Source organism: Streptomyces sp. CY-1, assembly GCF_047218265.1.
GTDB lineage: Bacteria > Actinomycetota > Actinomycetes > Streptomycetales > Streptomycetaceae > Streptomyces > Streptomyces niphimycinicus.
In genome coordinates this window covers 212,735-232,118 of the sequence record NZ_CP178393.1, presented here as the reverse complement: position 1 = coordinate 232,118, position 19,384 = coordinate 212,735, and the positions used below count along the sequence as shown (strand labels likewise).

Below are 19,384 nucleotides of genomic sequence, written 5' to 3'. Positions count from 1 at the left end.
TCAGCTCCCGTCGTAGGAGTAGAAACCGCGGCCGCTCTTGGCCCCGGTCCGGCCCTCGTCGACCATCCGGCGCAGGTGCGGGTGGGTGGCGAACTCGGTGGTCCCGTAGTGCTCGTGCAGGACATCGAGCGTGCGCACGACCGTGTCGAGGCCGATCAGGTCGGCGGTGCGCAGCGGCCCGGAGGTGTGGCCGAGGCAGCCCTTGAACAGCTCGTCGACCTGGTTCGGGGTGGCGACACCGTCCGCGACGACGGCGACCGCGAGGTTGACCACCGGCATCAGCACGCGGTTGATGACGAAGCCGGGGGCGTCGTTGACCACGACGGAGCGCTTGCCCATGCGACCCAGCAGGTCCCGGGCCGCGGCCAGCGCGGTGTCGGAAGTGGACGGGGCGCGGACGACCTCGACCATGTCGATGCGGTCGACCGGGTTCATGAAGTGCACGCCGACCACGCGGCCGGGGTCGGCAAGGCACTCCGCCAGCCGGGCGATGGGGATGGCGGAGGTGTTGGCGGCGATGGTCACGCCGGGCGCCAGCGCCTTGTCCAGCAACGGGTACAGCTCGCGCTTTCCCGGTTCCGATTCGGTGGTGTTCTCCACCACGAACCCGGCGCCGGCCACGTCGGCCAGGTCGGTGCTGGAGCGGATGTCCAGCGGCCGCGGTCCCCGGCCGCCGAGCAGCGCGGCCAGCCGCTCGTGCCGCCGGACGGCCGCGCGGGCCGCGTCCAGTGCGGCGGCATCGGTGTCGACGAGGGTGACGGCGTAGCCCGCCGCCGCGGCGGCGTGGGCAACGCTGGAGCCGATGACACCGGCTCCGATCACTCCGAGCGTGGGTGCGCTCATGACACTGGGCTCCCGTGGTCGAGGGGTTTTGGTTCGTGCTCGGTGGCGGCGAGCCAGTCCTGGACCTCGCGCGTCATGCCGCCGAGGGTCGCGGAGGCGAAGACGACGGAGGAGGGCACGGCCCGTCCGGTGAGTTCCTTGAGGCCCGCGATCAGGTGCACGCCCATCAGGGAGTCGCCACCGAGGTGGAAGAAGTGGTCGTCGGGGTGCACTTGGCGCAGTCCGAGCAGGACCCGGAAGCGGTGGGCCAGGAACTGCCCGACGGTGGATCCGGGTGCCTCCTCCGGCGGCGCCGGCGCGGGGGTCTCGGCCACCGGCTCGGCCTGCCGCGTCGTGGCAGGCGCCGGCCAGGGACCGGCAGGCGGCTCGGTGTCGGGCAGGTACCGGCGGCGCAGCAGGGCGCGCGGGGGCAGGCCGGCCCGGCGCGCCGGGTCACGGCGCAGGCGTGGCCAGTCGGCCTCGGCCCCGTGGGCCCACAGTGCTCCCAGTGCCTCCAGCAGGATCTGCCGGTCGCCGGCGTTCTCGTAGGACTGCCGCACGGTGCGCACGCACACGGCGTCCGGATCGGCCTGGGCGATCCAGGGACGGGCGGTGCCCGGTCCCACCTCGACCAGGACCCGGTGCCGGGACAGGACCAGCCCGGCCGCCGTGCGGAACCGCACCCGGCTGACCATGTGGTCACGCCAGTAGCCGGGTTCGGGTACCTCCCCGTCCAGCCACGCGCCGAGCACGCTCGAAGCGATGGGGATGCGGGCCGGCGCCAGGTCCACATGGCGCAGATCCTCGCCGAGCAGGGCGGCGGCGCCCGCCAACTGCGGTGTGTGGAAGGGATGCGTGGTGTCCACGGGCAACGTGGTGAACCCTGCGGCACGCAGCCGGCCGGCCAGCGTCGACACGGCTTCCGGCCGGCCGGAGAACACGCAGTGGCCCGGCCCGTTCTCGGCCGCGATCCAGGTGTCCTCCACGGCGTAGCCCTCCACCTCCTCCGCGGCGGCGAGCACGCTGAGCATGGCGCCCGGCCCGGCGGTCTCGACCAGGTCGGCCCGGCGGGCGACGGCGGCCATCGCGTCCTTCGGCCCGACGACCCCGGCCAGCACGGCCGCCACCCATTCCCCCAGGCTGTGGCCCAGCAGCGCGGCCGGGCGGATCCCGAGGTCCATGAGCGTGCGGGCCATGGCGTGTTCCATGCAGAACAGCGAAAGGTGCACCTCGCGCAGTTCCCGGGGCGCGGGCGCCGGGCCGCCGCGCCGCAGCAGGGCGCGCAGGTCCACGCGGTCGCCCCGGCGGCCCGGCCGGGCCGGCTCGGTGGCGAACGACCGGCCCACGGCACCGTCGGTCAGCGTGTCCGCCACGGTCACGACGGCCTGGAGGTGGCGGGCGAACAGCGGGTCCGTGCGGGCCAGTTCGGCGCCCATGCCCGGGTAGTGACTGCCGATGCCCGGCAGCACGAACACGACCTCGGGGGCGTCGGCTGTGGCGTGGCCGCGCTGGATTCGCAGCCGGTCACCGCCGAACGCCGCGGCCACCTCGTCGGGGGAGCGCACCACGGCGTAGGCACGATGCGGATAGCGGTGGCGTGCGGTCTGGGTCGTCCACGCCGCGTCGGCGATCCGCGAAGGGTTCTCGCCCAAGTGGTCGCGCAGAGCGGCCAGGTCGACGTCCAGGGCGTCCGGGTGGTGGCTGGACAGCAGCAGCAACTCGGGATCCCGCGAAGGCGGCGTCACCGGTGCGGCGGGCGCTTCCTCCAGTACCACGTGGCAGTTGGTGCCGCCCAGGCCGAAGGCACTCACCCCGGCCCGCCGGGGCCGGCCGGGCACCGCGGGCCAGTCCAGGGCCTCGCCCAGCGGCCGCAGCGGGCCGGACCGGGCGGCCAGGTCGGCGGGCAGCCGCTCGAAGTGCGGGGTGGCGGCGAGACGCCGGTGGCGCAGCGAGAGCACCGCCTTGGCGAAGCCGGCCAGGCCCGCCGCTTCCCGCAGATGCCCGAGACCGCCCTTGACCGCCCCGACGTGGACCGGGTGGCCGGCCTCGGCGAACACCTCGGCCAGTGCCGACCACTCGGTGGAGTCCCCGATCCGGGTTCCGCTGCCGTGCGCCTCCACGTAGTCGATGTCCCCGGGCCCGAGCCCGGCCACGTCCAGTGCGGCCCGGATCACCTCGGTCTGGGCGGCGGCGTCGACCCCGGCGAAACCCGACTTGTCGGAGCCGTCGTTGTTCATGGCACTGCCCCGTACCACGGCCCAGATCTCGTCGCCGTCGCTCACCGCGTCGGCCAGCCGCTTGAAGACGACGGCGCCGACGCCGTCGCCGGGTACGGACCCGCCCGCCGCCGCGTCGAAGGGGCGGCACACCCCGTCCGGGGAGCCGATGCCGCCGAGCGGGGCCTCGTAGCCGCCGGGAGCGGGGACGCGGACCGAGGACACGGCGGCCACGGCCAGGTCGCTGCCGTGGCCGAGCAGGTCCTGCACGGCCAGGTGGACGGCGGTCAGCGCGGTGGAGCAGGCCGATTGCACGGTGACGGCGGCGCCCTGGAGGCCGAGCCGGTAGGCGACCCGGGTGGCGGCGTAGTCGCCGCGGTTGGTCATCTCCAGGGACTGGGCGTCGACGCCGGAGCGGCCGGCCAGCGCACTGCCGACCCACCGCTCGTAGTCGCTGTGGCCGACCCCGGCGTAGACGCTGACCGCCATCGTCCCGGCCCGGTCGACGTTGGCCGTGGTCAGCGCCTCGTCGACGGCCTCCAGCAGCAGCCGCTGCTGCGGATCGGTCAGCAATGCCTCGGACGCGGCGATCCCGAAGCGGTCGCGGTCGAAGTGACCGGGACTCGGCACCGATCCGTAGGCGGGCACGAACGTGCCAGCCGTGGTGGCCTCCCGCCGGGTGATGCTGTCTTCGCCGGCTTCGAGGATGGACCAGTACCGCGCCACGCTGTCACAGCCGGGCAGCCGCACGGACAGGCCGACGACCGCGACGGCGTCCTCGTGGTCGAGCGCGTTCACCCCGAATCACCTCCTTCGACGTGGGGGGCGGTCCGCGAGCGGACGCGCCGGCGGCGGTCGGACGGCCGCCGGGCGGGTGGGCGGGCGGGCTCCTCGGTGTCCAGCAGGCGGGCGCAGCCACGCGGGGTGCCGGCGGCGAACACCTCGGCCAGCGCGAACTGCCTGTCCGCCGCGGTCTCCAGCGCGCCGCGCAGCAGCATCAGGCGCAGCGAGTCGCCGCCGAGGGCGAAGAAGTCGTCGTCGAGGCCGACCTCGTCCAGCCCCAGGACGCGGGCCACGAGCTCGACGGCCCTGCGCTGCCCGCCAGTGGCCGGTTCGGCGTAGGGCACATCGAGTTCCGGACGGCCACGGGGCACGACCCGCAGTGCCTTGCGGTCGACTTTGCCGCTGCCCAGCAGGGGCAGGGCGGGCACCGAAGCCAGCCGCGCCGGCACCATGAAGTCCGGCAACCGCCCGGCCAGGTACTCACGCAGCCGCTGGACGGGGATCTCCTCGCCCGCGGGCACGACGTAGGCGACCAGGGCGGCCCCCTGGTCGGGATCCGGCGCGCTGACGACGACGGCGTTGGCCACGCCCGGGTGCCCCCGCAGCGCGGTCTCGACCTCCGCCGGCTCCACCCGCTGCCCGCGCACCTTGACCTGGTCGTCGGCCCGGCCCAGGTACTCCAGCTCGCCGCTGGGCAGGTACCGGGCCAGGTCCCCGGTCCGGAACACGACCGGCGGGCGACCGGGATCGTGCCGGTTGGGCAGGAACCGCTCGGCGGTCAGGTCGGGCCGCCCGAGGTAGCCGTCGGACAGCCCGGGGCCGCCGGTATGGATCTCGCCGGGGATGCCGGGCGGCACCAGCCGGCCCGCTGGGTCGCACAGGTACACGCGCATGTCGAGTGGTACGCCGACGTTGGTGCCGGGGCCGCCGGTCCCGGGTGTGGCCGGGGCCGCGGTGCGGTGGCAGACGTAGTCGGCCTCGCTGAGGGTGTAGGTGTTGTGCACCTCGAAGCCCAGCGAGCGCAGTTCGTCCTCCAGGTCCTGGCTCAGCGCCTCGCCTCCGACGAACACGTGCCGCAACGCGGGCGCCGTGCGGAACGCGGGCTGGGCCAGCAGGAGCCGCAGCATTGACGGCACGAAGCTGACGGTGGTGATGCCCTCGTCGTGGATGAGCCGGGCGAGGTAGCGGTCGTCCCGGTCGCGGCCGGGCTCGGCCAGCACCGCGGTGCCGCCGCCGGCCAGCGGCCGGACGAACTCCCGGAAACTGATGGGCGACTTGAGCAAGTGCCGGTCCGCCGGGCCGGGGCCGTAGAGGTCCTGTTCGAGCCGGATGCGGGAGGTGTGCATCCGGTGCGGGCGCAGCACGGCCTTGGGGGTGCCGCTGCTGCCCGAGGTGAAGAGGACGTAGGCCGTGGTGTCGGGCTGTGCGGTGTCCGGCGGGGGACCGGACGGCTGGTCGAGGGCGAGCAGGGCCTCGACCTTCCGGGCCTGCCCGCCGACGGCGGTGTGGCCACTGGCGGTGGTGAGCACGGCCACCGGGTCGGTGAGGCCGAGGATGTCCGCGGCCCGCGGTGCGGGCAGTGCCGGGTCGAGGTAGACGAACGCGCCGCCCGCCTTCCAGATGCCCAGGATGGCGGTGAACAGGACGAGGTCCCGCTCACCGGTCAGCACCACGAGGTCGCCGGGTGCCCCGAGGTACGGGAGCAGGGCGTGGGCGAACCGGTCGGAGGCCGCGTCCAGCCGGCCGTAGGTCAGTTCGGTGTCGCCGTACCGCAGGGCGACGGCATCCGGCGTGCGGGCGCTCTGCTCGCGGAAGAGGCGGTGCAAGGTGACGTCGGCGTGCGGGGTGTGCGGGGCGTTCCAGGTTTCCAGCAGGAGCGTGCGCTCCGCCGGCAGCAGCAGCTCGACGTCGCCGGCGGCCCGGTCCGGGTGCTCGGCCACCTCGTGGGCGAGCAGCGCCAGGTGTTCCGCGACCCGATCCGCACTGCCGTCGTCGAATACGGCGGCGTCGTGTGCCAGGTCCAGGACGTCACCGTCGGCGGAAAGCGTCCAGACGGGCCGGCCGAGCACGGCCGGTGGCACCTCGGCGGGGGCCGAGAGCACGGCCGCGTACAGCTCGCCCTCGGCAGGCGGCGCGGCGGGCCGCGGCCGGATGGCGCAGGCGAGTTCGCCCAGCGGGGTGGTCTCCTGGTCCGCGTCGCTGTCGTGGCACACGACGGTGCGGCCGTCGTCGGCGACTGCGACGACATCCCAGCCGGCGCCGTAGCGGTGCAGCAGCAGACGGCTCAGGGCGGCCAGCCGGGCCACCCCGCCGGGCCCCTGCACCAGAGCTGCCGCCGGGGTGCTCAACCGTGCCGTGGCGTGCCGGGGTCGCGGCTCGCCGTGATCGGGAATGCGCTGCGGGAGAGTGATCATCACCGATCCCCGTCCGTCACGGTCGCCAGGCCGGCCCGGCGGCGCAGCACGGAGCGGGCCGCCGCCATGCCGGTCGCGGCGCCGTAGGTGATGCCGATGATCTTCGAGGAGCTGTCGCCGACGAAGTACAGCCCGGGGAGGGAGGACTCCAGGTCCTCGGAGAGCTCGATGTCGGGGAAGATCCGCTCGACAACGGGGGCGGCGACGGTGGCCGTGCCGGGCACGAGTCCCGGGTGCAGGGCGTTGAGCCGCTCGACCATGGCCAGCACGTCGCGGACCAGCGACGGGGGCAGGCACTCGCGCAGGTCGCCGTGGTGGTAATTGATCAGGCTGGTGATCAGCGGCCCCTCCGGGACAGGGCGCCGCGCCAACTCGTCCACGGTGGACACGACCGGAAGACCTCGGCCGTAGGCCGCGACCCTGGCCGCGAACGCGGCGGCGTGCTCGGTGCCGTCGGTCCCCTCCGGCAGGTCGACGGTGGTGAGAACACCCATGTTGGACTTGCTGGTGGGCTGGTTGAGGCAGTGCTGCCCGTCCAGGGCGACGGCGTCCAGGAAGCCGTACTGCATGACCCGGCCGCCCCCGCAGACGCAGAACGTCCGCACGGAGTGGCCCTCCTCGTTGAGGAAGGACAGCTTCGGGTTGTGGCAGCCGTCCAGCAGGCGGTCGAGGTCCTCCCGCCGCGTCTCCAGGCGCACGCCCAGATCGACGCGGCGGCTGGGCCGGTGGCGCACGCCGATCCGGCCGATGAGCTCGCGCACCCACGGCAGGCCGAGCTTGCCCACGCCCACCACGACGTCATCGGCGTGGAAGGCGGCCGGCCCGTCAGGAGTGGCCGCGCGCACCTCGAACCCGCCGCCGTCCAGCGGCTCGATGTCCTCGGCGCGGTGGTGCAGCAGCACGCGGCCGCCGTTCTCCTCCAATTCGGCCTTGAGACGGGCGATGACGACCAGGGAGTCGTCCACGGTGACGCTCTGCGAGAACGCGGTGTCGACGTGCTGGAACATCGCACCGAAGGAGTCGTCTTGTCCGGCGTGGACGGGCTCGACGGGCGGCAGGCCCAGTTCGTAGAGGATGCGGTACGCCTCGGAGATCAGCTCCTGGGCGTGGTCGAACGAACCGAGGGCGCGCTCCAGCCCGCTGTAGGAGCGGACCGTGCCGTCCGGCGCGGACTCGATTTTGGAGCGGGTGAGCGAGGAGATGTAACCGAGGTTGGTGTCGAAGTGGAAGGCGGCGCCGCCCAGCCCCGTCAGGCAGGTGCAGCGGGGGCACTGAAGGCGGAACTTCTCGGCGTCCCGCACGGACCGCCCGTCCATGCGGGCCACCAGGCGGGAGCACAGGCTCTCCCGCATGTCACCGCCGGCCTCCAGCAGGGCGACGCGGCGGCCGGCCCGCACCAGGGTCAGGGCCGCGAACAGTCCGGCGGGGCCGCCGCCGATGACCACGGCGTCCGTACGGACCGGCGTGGCGTTGGTATCAGACATGGATGCTCCCGTCGACCGTTGGGCGCCGTTCGAGGTAGCGCTCGCGGAAGGGGCGGTAGAAGAGGCGGCTGGTGTCGCGGCCTTCGGCCTCGATGCGCTCGATCAGCCACTGGCAGGTGAACGGCAGCAGGTCGAGCACGCGGCCGGGCCGCTGACCGGTGTGGGCGCCGTAGTGGTCGAGACCGCGGGCCAGGACGGAGCCGAACCAGTGCTCGCCGTCGAAGACCTGGTCGTAGAGCCAGTCGAAGCCGCGCTCCTGGTAGTCGGGGAAGACCGCGAGCGCCGTCGTGATGAGCAGGTTGACGACGTCCATGGCGGCGATGCCGGTGGCCCGGTAGTCCTCGAAGTCCAGCACCCTGGCGGTGCCGTCACGCGGGTCGCAGCGGACGTTCCACGGGCCGAGGTCGCCGTGGGTCGGCGCCAGCAGTGCCGTGCGCAGTGCCTCGTCGGCGTGCTGAACGCCGAACTCCGGCGTGCGGACGTAGTGGGCGGCCGTCTCCAGCGCGAGCTGGGGCGTGCTGGAGACCGTGGGATGCGACCGGTGCAATTCGACGACGCGGTCCACTGCCGGGCGCAGCACCTGCCACAGGCCGTCAGGGGTGTCCACGCCCGTGACGGCGGTGGGCAGGTCGACGCCGGGCAGGTAGCTCATGGTGAACCCGCCCCCCAGCGCGTCGAGCGGAGCCGGACAGCCCAGGGGCGACGGAGGCCGGAAGGAGCGCAGGACCTCGAGCTCGCCGGCGAGCTTCGGGTCGCTGTGCGACAGCGGGATCTTGGCCACCGCCACGGCCTCGCCGTCGATGTCGAGACGGACGAACGTCCGACGGCGGACCTTGCGGGCGCTCGCAGGCGTCCAGGTGCTGATGTTCACGCGCTCCGGTGACACCTCGCCCTGCCCGGTGCGTTCCCGGTGGGCGGCCAGCATGAGTTGGGCGATCTCGTCGGTGTCGACGGTGCGCTCCGCGAGGTCGGCGGCGGTCACGATGTCCTCCCGGCGGGAGTGAGGCGGTCACCGACGTGGGCCAGCAGGTCGGCCAGGGCGGGGCCGCCGAGAAGCCCGCCGAGCTCGTCGACGGCCGCGTCGCGTTCCTGGTTCGTCAGTTGCCGGTAGTCGGCCAGCCGCTTGTCCAGGTAGTCGGCGAAGGAGCGGTACTCCGCCTCGTCCGAGAGGAGTTCGCGGGTGAGCCGGTCCAGCGCCCGAGTGCCCTCCAGATCGTCCTCCGGTACCTTGAACCGGGTGCCGAGGTCGATGAGGCTGGCCGCGTTGTCACCGATCGCGGTACCGCGCAGGGCACGCAGGTTGGTGACGTGCCCGTAGTGCTGTTCGGGCAGCAGCAGCGGGAGCTTGCGCAGGATGACCGCCTCGTGCAAGGAGGTGAGGCTGGGCGGCACCGCGTACAACGGGGCGTGGGCCAGGTGCCGCAGGAAGTCCCTGTGCGGCAACATGGCGTACTCGATCTCGACGCCTCCGTGGGTCTCGGTCACCGAGTCGCGGAACGCACCACCGCACACCAGGACGCGGCGCAGCTCGGGCTGCGCAGCGGCGAGTTCGGCGACCCACCGGCGCAGCAGGTCGAGATAGGCGTTGTGGGACTCGTAATTCAGGAAGAAGTTCTGGAAGCCACCCAAGTTGATCAGTAGGTCGGGAATGCGGTCCGGTGCGGGAGCGGACAACGCGGCATCCAGCGCGCCTCGGTCCACGATGGGGCCGCATAGCTGGATGTGGCTCGCGCCCGCCCTGGTCAGGGAGTCGATGCGGGCCGCGACACCGGGGAAGTTCTGTGCGTAGGACCGGGTGGCCAGCAGGTGGGCCAGCAGGATGCGCTCGTGCGGCGTCAGCGTGTCGAAGACGAACCGCGCGGTCTCGTCGTCGGACCAGCGCACGAGCTGAGCGCGGGCGGCCAGTTCCGCAACGCTGCGCTCGGTGAGCCAGAAGCTCAGCAGGCTGTCGAAGAACAGCACCGGCACGTCGGCGCGCACCGCCCAGAAGACGAGTTCCGCGTCCATCACGCTGACCACGAAGTCGGCCTTCGCCAGGCCGGCCGCGACGTCCTCGTACCGCTGGGTGTCGCCCTCGTTGATGTTGGTGAAGCGGTGCATGTGGCGCCGCGCGAAGTCCAGCGCGACGTCGCGACCCGTGAAGTCGATCGTGGCGCCCTCGAACAGCGGCGATATGGCGGTGAGTTTGGAGATGGGTCCGAAGCCGCAGGCCTGGGCGCTGGAGAAGATCCTCATCGTCACGCTTCCCTCGTCTTCCGGTTGCGGTAGCTCAGTACGGCGGACCGGATGCCCTGGCCGTCGACGCCGTAGAAACGGAGAAGGTCCTGGTGGGCGGCGACCGGCGGGTACCGGTGGTCGGTGTGCAGGCTGATCACCGCCGGACCTCGGCGGCCGAGTGCCTCCGCGGTGGACGGACCGAGACCGCCGGGCGCCAGGGATTCCGCCGCGGTCACGACGAGCGGCCGGCGGCCGGCGAGCTCTCGGATCGCGGTGGCGGGAAAGGGGTGCAGGGTGGTCACCGAGGCGACGGCCGCCGCCACCCCGTCCGCGGCCAGCCCGTCCGCGGCGTCGAGCGCCTCGGCCACGCATCGCCCGGTTGCCAGGACCAGGACGTCGTCGCCGTCCCGCAGCAGCCGGGGTCCGCGGGGATCACCCCCGGAAGCCGCGGCCGGCAGCACGGGATCAGGCCGCGCGGAGAGCCGCACGTAGGCCGGTCCCGAGGGGTCGGCCAGCAGCGTTCGCACCACGGAGACGGCGTCGGCGGCATCGGCCGGGCAGTACACGCTCATGCCGGGCATGGCCGACATCAGGGTGATGTCGTCCGGGGCGTGGTGGGTGGGGCCGAGCGGGCCATAGCCGAAGCCGCCGCCCACGCCGAGCAGTACGACCGGCAGGCCGGGCACGCACACGTCCAGCCGGATCTGTTCGTTGGCCCGGCGGACCAGGAACGGCGCCATGGCGGCGGCCACCGGACGCAGGCCGGCACGGGCCAGCCCCGCGGCGACGCCGACCAGGTTGGCCTCGGCGATGCCCGCGTCCACATAGCGACGCGGATCCCGCTCGAGGACCTGGTTGAACAAGGCCCGTCCGTCCGCACCCAGGGCGATCAGGCTGGGGTCGGCGTCCACGGCGGAGGCCAGCACCGGGGCGAGCGCGGCTCGCATGCTCTGCGGCGGGATGGATGTGTGGTGCGGCGGGATGGATGTGGTGGTCAAGGTGGTCTCCTCACGCCGTCGCGGTCAGCGCCGCGACGGCGATCCGGCGTTGGGCGGCGTCCAGCTCTCCCATGTGCCAGGCGGGATCACCCTCGGCGAAGGGAACTCCCCTGCCCTTGGTGGTGTGGGCGATCAGCACCGCCGGGCCGTCCCCGGCTTCCAGCGCGGTGGCGGCGTCGGCGATGGCCGTGATGTCGTGGCCGTCGCACTCGCCGACCCGCCAGCCGAAGGCACGCCACTTGTCCGTCAGGGGTTCCAGCGCGCAGACCTCTTCCGTGTCACCCTCCTGCTGAAGGCGGTTGCGGTCGACGACCGCCACGAGGTTGCCGAGCCGGTGGTGGGCGGCGAACTGCGCCGCCTCCCAGTTGCTGCCCTCGTCGAGCTCGCCGTCGCCCGTGATCACGTAGACCCGGCGGTCCTTGCCCGCGAGCCGTGCGCCCAGCGCCAGGCCACTTGCGAGGGACAGGCCGTGGCCCAGCGCCCCGGTGGCCGCCTCGATCCCGGGAATACCGTCCGACGGGTGCCCTGGCAGCTCGTTCAGGTCCGTGGTCAGCACGCCCAGTTCGGCGAGCACGGCGTACAGGCCGTAGACGCCGTGGCCCTTGCTGAGGACGAGCAGATCGCGGTCCGGCCAGTCGGGGCGGGCCGGGTCGCGACGCAGGATCCTGGTGTAGAGCGCGACCAGCACGTCGATCAGCGAAAGCGCGGGGCCCAAGTGGATGGCCTTGCGCGCCGCCAGTTCGACGACGCGGAGTCGGGCCCGCCTGGCCAGTTCGTCCACGTTCGACATAAGGAACACTCCTCGCGAGAACGGGGTTGGAATGAGCCGGATAAGCGCAGGACAAAGCCGTCTGGCCTTTAGGCGCAGAAAGGGTCTTCCATGATTTCGTGCGAAACTTCCTCGCTCGGATCCCGTTCGGCCGCGTAAGCCATGTCGATGATCGTGCGACTCCAACACCTGTTCACCCGCGACGTCGCTCAACGCCTTGACGAAGGCGGGGCTGTTGTACAGAGCGACGGCCGCGCCCCCGAACGACACGGCCACCGGAGTCCGGATTCCGCCTGAACGACTTCTCGCCAGTCTCAGACAGCTCTCCACCTCCTGATCGAGGCCGGGCAGATGCCCACCTGCGGTCGAGAACGGTCGTCTCTGCCGCTCCCGGTGGACCCGAAAGAAACGTATCGCTTTTTTGTATCAGCCTGGATCGCCCGGTTGCCAGTAATCTAAATGCCACCTAAACGCCCGTCTATACCTCGTCTAAATGACGTATTGTCGACGCCTTGAAAACTTGGACAGCTACGGGTTGCCGTGTTGTGATTGGAACCACGGCGTCCGTGATCACCACAGGTCGGCTGCGAATCGAGCTGGACGGAACGCCAGTCCCATACGGTACTGCACGGCTCAAGCCGACCGACCCGAGCAGCCTGCCGGCCAATACGGCTTTGCGCGCATGGACATCCCCGTTCTCTGTCCCATCCTTTTCCGGAAAGGAACATTCATGTCTGCTGGCTACGGGCGGCTGATCTGGCGCAACGGCGTCCTCTTGCCGTGGGAGGAGGCCACCGTCCACATCAGCTCAGTGGGCCACGCCTCGGTCTCGGCCGCGTTCGAAGGCGTGCACGCGTACTGGAGCAGCTCGCGGGAGACGCTCCACGGCTTCCGGTTGCGCGACCACATGCAGCGCCTGCTCGAATCGCTGCGAATGAGCTGGATGGAGCCCGAGTTCGACGCGGACGCGCTCGTCACCGCGACGGTCGAACTCCTCGCGTCCTGGCAGACCACGGGCAAGGACCTGCACATCCGCCCGTGGGGCTTCGCCGCCGGAACGCATCGCCAGCAGATGGTGCCGCGCGGCACCCCGGCCGAGATCGCCATCGAGACCTGGGAGTTCGAGAGCAAGCTGGGCCAGGGCCACACCTGCACGCTCGCGGTCAGCTCGTGGCCGCGGTTCAACCACGGCGCCTCACCGGCGTCGATGAAGGTGTTCTCCAACTACCACAACGGCCGACTGGGCAACATCGACGCCAGAGCACGCGGGGCCGACTGGCCGGTCTTCCTCAACACCAACGGCCACGTCACCGAGTCGTCGGGGTCGTGCATCGCCCTGGTCAAACGCGGCCGGCTGGTCACCCCGACCCTGTCCGACGGTGTGCTGGACAGCATCACCCGACGCACGCTCATCCAGCTCGTCCAGGAGGAGCTCGGCCTCGACGTGGAGACCAGGCCGGTGGAGCGCACCGAGCTGTACCTCGCCGACGAGATCTTCCTCATGGGCACCTCGGCCGAGGTGCTGCCCGCCGTCGAGGTGGACGGCTTCCCGATCGGCGACGGCAAGACCGCGGGTGAGATCACGCAGACGATCGAGGCCCGCTACCACGACACCGTGCGAGCCGTGACCGGCAAGCACGACGAATGGCTGACCCCGGTGCACCTCGACCGAGCTCCTGGTGCGCCGTCGGTCCTGTCCCTCACTGGTTCGAGCGATGCCGGGAGTTCGAAGTGAAGCGTCTCGTCCATGCCGTCCTGGGCTGCGGCCGTGTCGCCCCCAACCACGTCGACGGCTTCTCCGTCCTGCCCGACGTGGAGGTGCGCTGGGCCTGCGACCGCGATCTGACGACCGCGGAGTCGCTGGCTCGTGCGCACGGCCTGCCGCGCGTCACGACGGACGTGCACGAGGTGCTGGCCGACCCGGAGGTGGACAGCGTCTCCGTCGCGACCGGGCACGCCACGCACCACGGGCTGGTCGCGGCGGCGCTCGAAGCGGGCAAGCACGTGCTCGTGGAGAAGCCGCTCGCCCTCGGCGCCGAGGACGGCGCGGCCCTGACGTCCCTCGCCGAGCGCGCCGGACGGGTGCTGTCGGTCGTCTCCCAGCACCGCTACGACCGTGTCGTCACCGCCGTCCGGGACTGGATCGGGGCCGGCCTGCTGGGCAGCCTCGTCTCGGGCGTGGTCAGCCTCCAGTGCGGCCGCGACGACGCGTACTACGCGGGCAGTGACTGGCGCGGCACCTACGCGGGTGAGGGCGGCTCGGCCCTGGTCAACCAGGGCTACCACGCGCTCGACGTGACCCGCTGGCTGACCGGCGGGCTCGCGGTGGTCGGCGCGGCCGCCGGGCACACCGCGCCGCGGGGCGGCATGGAGACCGAGGACACCCTCGCGGCTCTGCTACGCGGCCCGCAGGGCGCGCTCGTGACCTACCAGGTCACCGTGGCCAGCAGCATCACCTGGCGCACCCGCGTCGAGATCATCGGCACCGGAGGGTCGGTCCTGTTCGACCTCGACCACCCCGGGACCCTGCACGTGGCGGATGGCAACGAGGAGCTGCGCGCGGCGGCGGCAGAGCTCGCCTCGGCGGAGGTGGAGCAGGCTCCGCCGGGGATCGGCTACTACGGCATCTCCCACCGCCGGCAGATCGCGGATTTCGCGGCGGCCGTGCGGGACGGGCACAGGATGATCGCCGACGACCGGGCCGGGCTGGACACCCTGATCCTGCTCCAGGACATCTATCGTGCGGCCCGGCACGAGGTGGCGGCCCCCGTCCTGTCAGCGCTGGGGAGCTGAGTCACCGGCGGCGGACATCGTGGCCGCGGTCCGCGTCCAGCGTGCTGAACCGGCGACGGCGGAGGAATTCAATTCGTCAAGCAGTTTCTGGAAGCGAGTGAATGGGAGTCCGAAGCATGCTGCACGACGTCACCGACGCCACGCGCCGGTTTATCGGATTGCTGGACGCCGGCCAACGAGAAGACGCGATGCGCTCGGTCACCGACGATCTCAGGCACCGCTGGGGGTACGCCCCCGGCACACGACCTGGCCTGGTGCTCGGCGATCTGCGGCGAGACCAGCGCAAGGCGGTGCACGGCATGCTCACGACAGTGCTCAGTCCTCACGCCTACACGCAGGCCGCGGCGGTCATGGCGCTGGAAGACGTCCTCGACCACCGAGAGGGCGGGCACCGCGACCGTCACAGCGGCGACTACTGGACCATCCTCTTCGGCACCCCGGACGGCGACGAACCGTGGGGATGGCGAATCGAAGGCCACCACCTGTCGGTGAACGTCCTCGTCGCCGACGGCCGCGTCTCGGCGACACCGATCTTCCTCGGCGCGAACCCGGCCCGCGTCACCTACCGCGGCCGCGTCGTCGGCCAACCGATGCTGCTCGAAGAAGAACTCGCCCGCGAACTCCTCGACCGCATGGACCCGACCGCCCGCCGCCTCGCCGTCGTGTCGGACCTCACGCCACACGACATCCGCAGCGGCGACTCCCCGCGCATCAGCCCATCAGAACCGGTCGGCGTGACACCGGCGCAACTCAGCAGGCCCGCCGGCGAGCTGCTGTTCGACATCGTCCGCTTCTACCTCGACCGGCTCAGGCACGAACTCGCCGACGAGGAGTTCGCGCGGATCGACCGGGACCGCCTGCACTTCTCGTGGGAGGGCTCGCTGCGTCGCGGCGAAGGCCACTACTACCGCGTCCAGGGCCCGGAACTGCTCATCGAGTACGACAACACATTCAACGAGGCCAACCATATTCACACCGTCTGGCGTCGCCATTCGGGTGACTTCGGCGACGACCTCCTTGCCGCCCACTGCGACGCCTCACGGCACACTGTCGCCCTTGGAGTGGCCCAGAACGGTTGAGGAACCCGGGAGGAAACCGATGGAAGTCCGTCTGGACGGCCGCAGCGCCATCATCACAGGTGCCAGCAAGGGGCTTGGGCTGGCGATGGCCAAGGAATTCGCCGCCTCCGGTGCCAATGTGGCGATCCTGGCCCGCAATCCCGATACGCTGGCCGAAGCCAAGGCTGTCGCATCGGCCGGTGCTCAGGGACGGGTCGAAATCTTCAGATGCAACGTTTCCAAGGCCGCCGACATCCAGAATGCCCATGATGCGGTCCTCCGCGCGTTCGGGCAGGTCGACATCCTGATCAACAATGCCGGCCAGACCCGGTCCATGCCGTCGGACCAGATTACCGATGACATCTGGCAGGAAGACCTGGATCTGAAGGTTTTCGCGGCGATCCGCTTTACCCGGCTTGTCTGGCCGGGCATGAAGCAACGCAAATGGGGCCGGATCATCAACGTGCTCAACACCGGGGCCAAGACACCGCAGGCCAATGGTGCCCCCACGGTGGTGTCGCGGGCGGCCGGCATGGCGCTGATGAAGGTCCTCGCCGGTGAGGGCGCCCCGCATGGCATCCTGGTCAACGCCATGCTTGTCGGCCAGATCGTGTCGGATCAGATCGCGCGTCGTTACCAGGCCGAGGGCACGAACGTTTCATTCGAGGACTATGTTGCCAAGGCCGGCGCCACTATCCCGGTCGGCCGCATGGGCAAGGCCGAGGAGTTCGCCGCCATGGCCTGCTTCCTGTGCTCGGATCGGGCGGGCTTCACCGCCGGGACGGCGATCAATATGGACGGCGGCGCCTCGCCCGTGGTTTGAGGCCGCCGCGCGCCATGACTGACGGCCTCCGAGGTCAGGACTCCACCGGCGACCGGTGCGAACGCAGTCGCGAGGCGACGGCGCTCGAGATGGCCCGCTTGGCCCGCCCGACGTCGTCGGACCGCACGATGTCGTGCACCTTCACCAGGTCGCCGCCGGGCTCCAGACCGAGCCTGTCCGAGAACGTCTGACGGGCGTTGCCGAACACCCGTAGCGCCTGGGCACGATGACGGGTCAGGAGAAACGCCAGCATGAGCTGCTCGTGCAGGATCTCGTTGAGCGGATTCCGCGGCACTTGCTGAGTGAGGAAGCCGATTGCCTCGTGGTAGAGGCCGGCGCTGAGCTGTGCCCATGCGGTGAGTTCCACGCATTCGGTGCGCGACTGCCGCAGCCATGAATCGAACGAGCTGAGGATCGGTCCCGAATACACGCCCCCCACCAGGCTGCCCCGGTGCAGGGCGAGCGCGTTGCGCCATGCCCGCGCCGCCCCCTCGTGATCACCGTTGGCCATGCTGAGATGGCCGTCGGCCCGATACCGGCCGAACAACTGCACGTCCAGTTGCTGACCGCGGACAAGCATGGTGTAGCCGGGGAACTGGCTGTCGACGACCCCATTCCCGATCTGGTCCCTCAGCTTGGAGATGTAGACGTAGATGGCATCCCGGGCCCGCCGGGGCGGCTGGTGCCACACCTCGCCGATCAACTCCTCGACACTGACCACGCGGCCACTCCGGACCAGCAGGGTGGTCAGGATCACTGACAGGTTTCGCGACCGGATCGCGTGGGGGCGACCGTCGACGACGAGGCGGGGTGGGCCGAGGATCTCGAAGCGCAAGTCGTGGGTCATGGTTCACGCTCCTCCGGGATCGACGCAGGACCGGGGGTGCGTTCCGGCATGAAGTCTCCTCGGGTCCTCGCCGGTGTCGTTGCGGTGGCGCAGGATCCCGTCGACTCCCCGCAACGCGATACCGGGTGGCCGACGGACGGATCATGCTGGCCGCGGACGTGGGCAATTGGCTCCGCCCTGATGCGCCGACCAGCGAGGACCGGTTGTTCCGCCACGTCTATGGGCGCGGTGACCGCGGGACGGATCAGTTCGTGCCGGCCCGGCCGTACTCCTTGACGCGGTCACCGCGCTTGATCCCCCCCGTCGACGACCAGCTTGATCAACTCGATCCCCGGCGAGGCGGTGAACCAGGACAGCCGCGCCACGGTTCGTCCGAGCAGGTGGTGGAGAACTTGTCGACCCAACGGTCGGTGAACGCCCTCATTCGCCATTCCCCTCACGCCATCACTTCCGCGGCACACAGCGTCGCGCTGAATTCCTGAAGTCTCCACGACGCGTCTTACGGCCGTCTTGTCCGTCGGCTTGTCCAACGCCTTGTTCACCGCCTTGTCCAACTCCTTGTAGGGATCACGCAGTCAGCTTCCAGGCGTTTACGTGATCGGCCGGTTGAACAGTAGCCGCCGCGGGAATCAAGCCGGCCGCAAGAGCCCCGTAAGGAGTTGGACAAGCCCGCGGACAAGACAACCGCAAGGAGCGTGGGGGAGACTTCCGGGACTGGCACCACGCACGGATCGACCACGCCGTATCGACCATGGCGACGGAATCTGTTTCCCTGGCCCTGAATCCCATCGCCGCTTATTCCTTTGAGATGTGGGGGATCCTCGGCCGTACGCGACGTCATCGAGACACATTTCACCGTGGAAACGCCCGGATACCGTCCCGCCCTCGGCAAGGAGTTCGCGCCTTGAAGCTGCCTCCGTCCGAACCACCCGCGACCTCGTCCACCCTCCTTCTGGTCGGATCCGGGTCCCGCCTCCGTCAAGGACACCTGCTGTCCCATCTGGCCGCCGCCGCTGACGTGGTCCTCCTCGACACCGTGGCTCCGACCTGGCAGAAGCCCTGGCTCAAGGGCGCGGAGGCGTACGACCCCCGGGACACGCCGTTCCCCGTGGAGCAGGCCCGCCGGCTGTGCCGGGACCACCACGTGCGGGCCGTCGTCGCCTACAACGAGTCGGAAATCCTCCTGGCGGCCGAACTCGCCGCGACGCTCGGGCTGCCCGGCCTGCCCGTCGAGGCGGCGCGGATCAGCAGGGACAAGCACCGGCAGCGCGAGCTGCTCAACCGCACGGGTCTGTCGCCCACCGCGTCCGTCCTCGTACACGACGTCCACGAGGGGCTGCGGGCCGCCGCCGACATCGGCTACCCCGTCGTGGTCAAGCCGCGCGGCCTGTCCGGAAGCCTCGGTGTCGGCCGCGTCGCCGACCCGGCGGACTTCACCCGGTTCTTCGAACTGGCCGCGGGAGTCGACAAGATGGACCTGGCCAGCGATGGTGTCCTCGTCGAGGAGTGCGTGACGGGGACCGAGTTCCTGGTCGACGTCTGGAGCAGCGGGGGAACGGCCGAGGTCGTCTACTGCGGTCGGAAGTACATGGCGCACGACCCGTACCCGATCGACACCGGGCACATCATGGGCGAGGGCGCGCTTCCCGCAGCGGAGTACGCCGCCGGCCTCGCCCTGGCCCGGGAGGCCGTCCTGGCCGCCGGCATCGACCGCACGATCGCCAACCTGGACGTCGTGCTGACGCCCCGCGGCCCCCGCGTCATGGAGATCAACGGGCGCCCCGCCGGGGACCTGGCCTCTGTGATCGCCCACCTCGGCACCGGTCTGAGCGTCGGCGGCCTGCTGGCGGACGCGGCTCTCGGGCGCCCGCTGCGCGCCGAGCCCGCTCCGGGCCGCGCCGCCGGCATCAAGTTCCTCTACCCCGCCCGCCGGCAGCGCTTCGAAGGGCTGGCCGAGGCACCGGAGCTGAGGGCACAGCCGTGGCTCCACGAGGTCGGTGAACTGCCCGAACGCGGCGCCGTGGTGGAGCCTCCGCCCGAGGACTTTTTCGGCCGGGCCGGGTGGGTGATCGCGGAGGGCACCCACGCCGATCAGGTCCACGAACGCCTCACCGAGGCCGAACGCGCCCTGACCGTCCAGGGGCCCTATGTGTGACCTAC

At 71.2% G+C, this 19,384-nt stretch carries 15 protein-coding genes; 6 read left to right on the top strand and 9 right to left on the bottom strand.

The window, feature by feature from the left end:
- From ACK1X7_RS01180 to ACK1X7_RS01145, 8 genes are read right to left on the bottom strand one after another with little or no spacing between them, the layout of a single operon-like run.
- Complete coding sequence (locus tag ACK1X7_RS01180) at window positions 1-843, bottom strand: 3-hydroxyacyl-CoA dehydrogenase family protein (RefSeq protein WP_385145374.1); 843 nt, start codon at window positions 841-843, stop codon at window positions 1-3.
- Window positions 840-3,836, bottom strand: coding sequence for a type I polyketide synthase (locus tag ACK1X7_RS01175; RefSeq protein WP_413114517.1), 2,997 nt, complete (start codon window positions 3,834-3,836; stop codon window positions 840-842). Before ACK1X7_RS01175 ends, ACK1X7_RS01180 begins: the two co-directional genes overlap by 4 nt.
- A complete protein-coding gene (locus tag ACK1X7_RS01170) occupies window positions 3,833-6,235 on the bottom strand; it encodes a non-ribosomal peptide synthetase (RefSeq protein ID WP_398159171.1) in 2,403 nt (800 codons plus the stop codon). The genes ACK1X7_RS01175 and ACK1X7_RS01170 overlap by 4 nt, the downstream gene beginning before the upstream one ends.
- Entirely contained in the window at window positions 6,235-7,719 is a 1,485-nt protein-coding gene (locus tag ACK1X7_RS01165; protein WP_413114516.1) for an FAD-binding protein, read from the bottom strand. Before ACK1X7_RS01165 ends, ACK1X7_RS01170 begins: the two co-directional genes overlap by 1 nt.
- On the bottom strand, window positions 7,712-8,701 hold the full coding sequence (locus ACK1X7_RS01160; RefSeq protein ID WP_390794245.1) for a phosphotransferase: 990 nt from the start codon (window positions 8,699-8,701) through the stop codon (window positions 7,712-7,714). Before ACK1X7_RS01160 ends, ACK1X7_RS01165 begins: the two co-directional genes overlap by 8 nt.
- On the bottom strand, window positions 8,698-9,954 hold the full coding sequence (locus tag ACK1X7_RS01155; RefSeq protein WP_385145386.1) for a hypothetical protein: 1,257 nt from the start codon (window positions 9,952-9,954) through the stop codon (window positions 8,698-8,700). The genes ACK1X7_RS01160 and ACK1X7_RS01155 overlap by 4 nt, the downstream gene beginning before the upstream one ends.
- A gap of 2 nt (window positions 9,955-9,956) precedes the next feature.
- Complete coding sequence (locus ACK1X7_RS01150; protein WP_385145388.1) at window positions 9,957-10,934, bottom strand: transketolase C-terminal domain-containing protein; 978 nt, start codon at window positions 10,932-10,934, stop codon at window positions 9,957-9,959.
- Between the two features lie 10 nt (window positions 10,935-10,944).
- On the bottom strand, window positions 10,945-11,724 hold the full coding sequence (locus ACK1X7_RS01145; protein WP_385145390.1) for a transketolase: 780 nt from the start codon (window positions 11,722-11,724) through the stop codon (window positions 10,945-10,947).
- Between the two features lie 709 nt (window positions 11,725-12,433).
- On the opposite strand from ACK1X7_RS01145, the gene ACK1X7_RS01140 reads away from it, so the two are divergent.
- The 4 genes from ACK1X7_RS01140 (at window position 12,434) to ACK1X7_RS01125 (ending at window position 16,377) form a co-directional block, all read left to right on the top strand.
- Window positions 12,434-13,438: an aminotransferase class IV gene (locus tag ACK1X7_RS01140; protein ID WP_385145392.1), complete on the top strand. Its 1,005-nt coding sequence runs from the start codon at window positions 12,434-12,436 to the stop codon at window positions 13,436-13,438.
- Window positions 13,435-14,496, top strand: coding sequence for a Gfo/Idh/MocA family protein (locus tag ACK1X7_RS01135; RefSeq protein ID WP_385145394.1), 1,062 nt, complete (start codon window positions 13,435-13,437; stop codon window positions 14,494-14,496). The genes ACK1X7_RS01140 and ACK1X7_RS01135 overlap by 4 nt, the downstream gene beginning before the upstream one ends.
- Window positions 14,497-14,612: 116 nt before the next feature.
- Window positions 14,613-15,575, top strand: coding sequence for a DUF3500 domain-containing protein (locus ACK1X7_RS01130; RefSeq protein ID WP_385145396.1), 963 nt, complete (start codon window positions 14,613-14,615; stop codon window positions 15,573-15,575).
- A 19-nt stretch (window positions 15,576-15,594) separates the two neighbouring features.
- A complete protein-coding gene (locus tag ACK1X7_RS01125; RefSeq protein ID WP_413114515.1) occupies window positions 15,595-16,377 on the top strand; it encodes an SDR family oxidoreductase in 783 nt (260 codons plus the stop codon).
- 34 nt (window positions 16,378-16,411) lie between these two features.
- Here the strand turns inward: ACK1X7_RS01125 and ACK1X7_RS01120 are convergent, their stop codons facing one another.
- On the bottom strand, window positions 16,412-17,224 hold the full coding sequence (locus tag ACK1X7_RS01120; protein WP_390794248.1) for an AfsR/SARP family transcriptional regulator: 813 nt from the start codon (window positions 17,222-17,224) through the stop codon (window positions 16,412-16,414).
- 143 nt (window positions 17,225-17,367) lie between these two features.
- Between ACK1X7_RS01120 and ACK1X7_RS01115 the strand changes: the two genes are divergently transcribed.
- Window positions 17,368-17,706, top strand: a complete 339-nt coding sequence (locus tag ACK1X7_RS01115) for a hypothetical protein (protein ID WP_413114514.1) — start codon at window positions 17,368-17,370, stop codon at window positions 17,704-17,706.
- A 422-nt stretch (window positions 17,707-18,128) separates the two neighbouring features.
- Window positions 18,129-19,379: an ATP-grasp domain-containing protein gene (locus ACK1X7_RS01110; RefSeq protein WP_385145404.1), complete on the top strand. Its 1,251-nt coding sequence runs from the start codon at window positions 18,129-18,131 to the stop codon at window positions 19,377-19,379.
- Window positions 19,380-19,384: the final 5 nt, after the last annotated feature.

Coding starts and splice junctions, on each gene's coding strand:
- ACK1X7_RS01165 (WP_413114516.1), bottom strand. CDS start 7,719: ATGTCTGATACCAACGCCACGCCGGTCCGTACGGACGCCGTGGTCATC.
- ACK1X7_RS01180 (WP_385145374.1), bottom strand. CDS start 843: ATGAGCGCACCCACGCTCGGAGTGATCGGAGCCGGTGTCATCGGCTCC.
- ACK1X7_RS01155 (WP_385145386.1), bottom strand. CDS start 9,954: ATGAGGATCTTCTCCAGCGCCCAGGCCTGCGGCTTCGGACCCATCTCC.
- ACK1X7_RS01125 (WP_413114515.1), top strand. CDS start 15,595: ATGGAAGTCCGTCTGGACGGCCGCAGCGCCATCATCACAGGTGCCAGC.
- ACK1X7_RS01115 (WP_413114514.1), top strand. CDS start 17,368: ATGCTGGCCGCGGACGTGGGCAATTGGCTCCGCCCTGATGCGCCGACC.
- ACK1X7_RS01130 (WP_385145396.1), top strand. CDS start 14,613: ATGCTGCACGACGTCACCGACGCCACGCGCCGGTTTATCGGATTGCTG.
- ACK1X7_RS01170 (WP_398159171.1), bottom strand. CDS start 6,235: ATGATCACTCTCCCGCAGCGCATTCCCGATCACGGCGAGCCGCGACCC.
- ACK1X7_RS01120 (WP_390794248.1), bottom strand. CDS start 17,224: ATGACCCACGACTTGCGCTTCGAGATCCTCGGCCCACCCCGCCTCGTC.
- ACK1X7_RS01140 (WP_385145392.1), top strand. CDS start 12,434: ATGTCTGCTGGCTACGGGCGGCTGATCTGGCGCAACGGCGTCCTCTTG.
- ACK1X7_RS01145 (WP_385145390.1), bottom strand. CDS start 11,724: ATGTCGAACGTGGACGAACTGGCCAGGCGGGCCCGACTCCGCGTCGTC.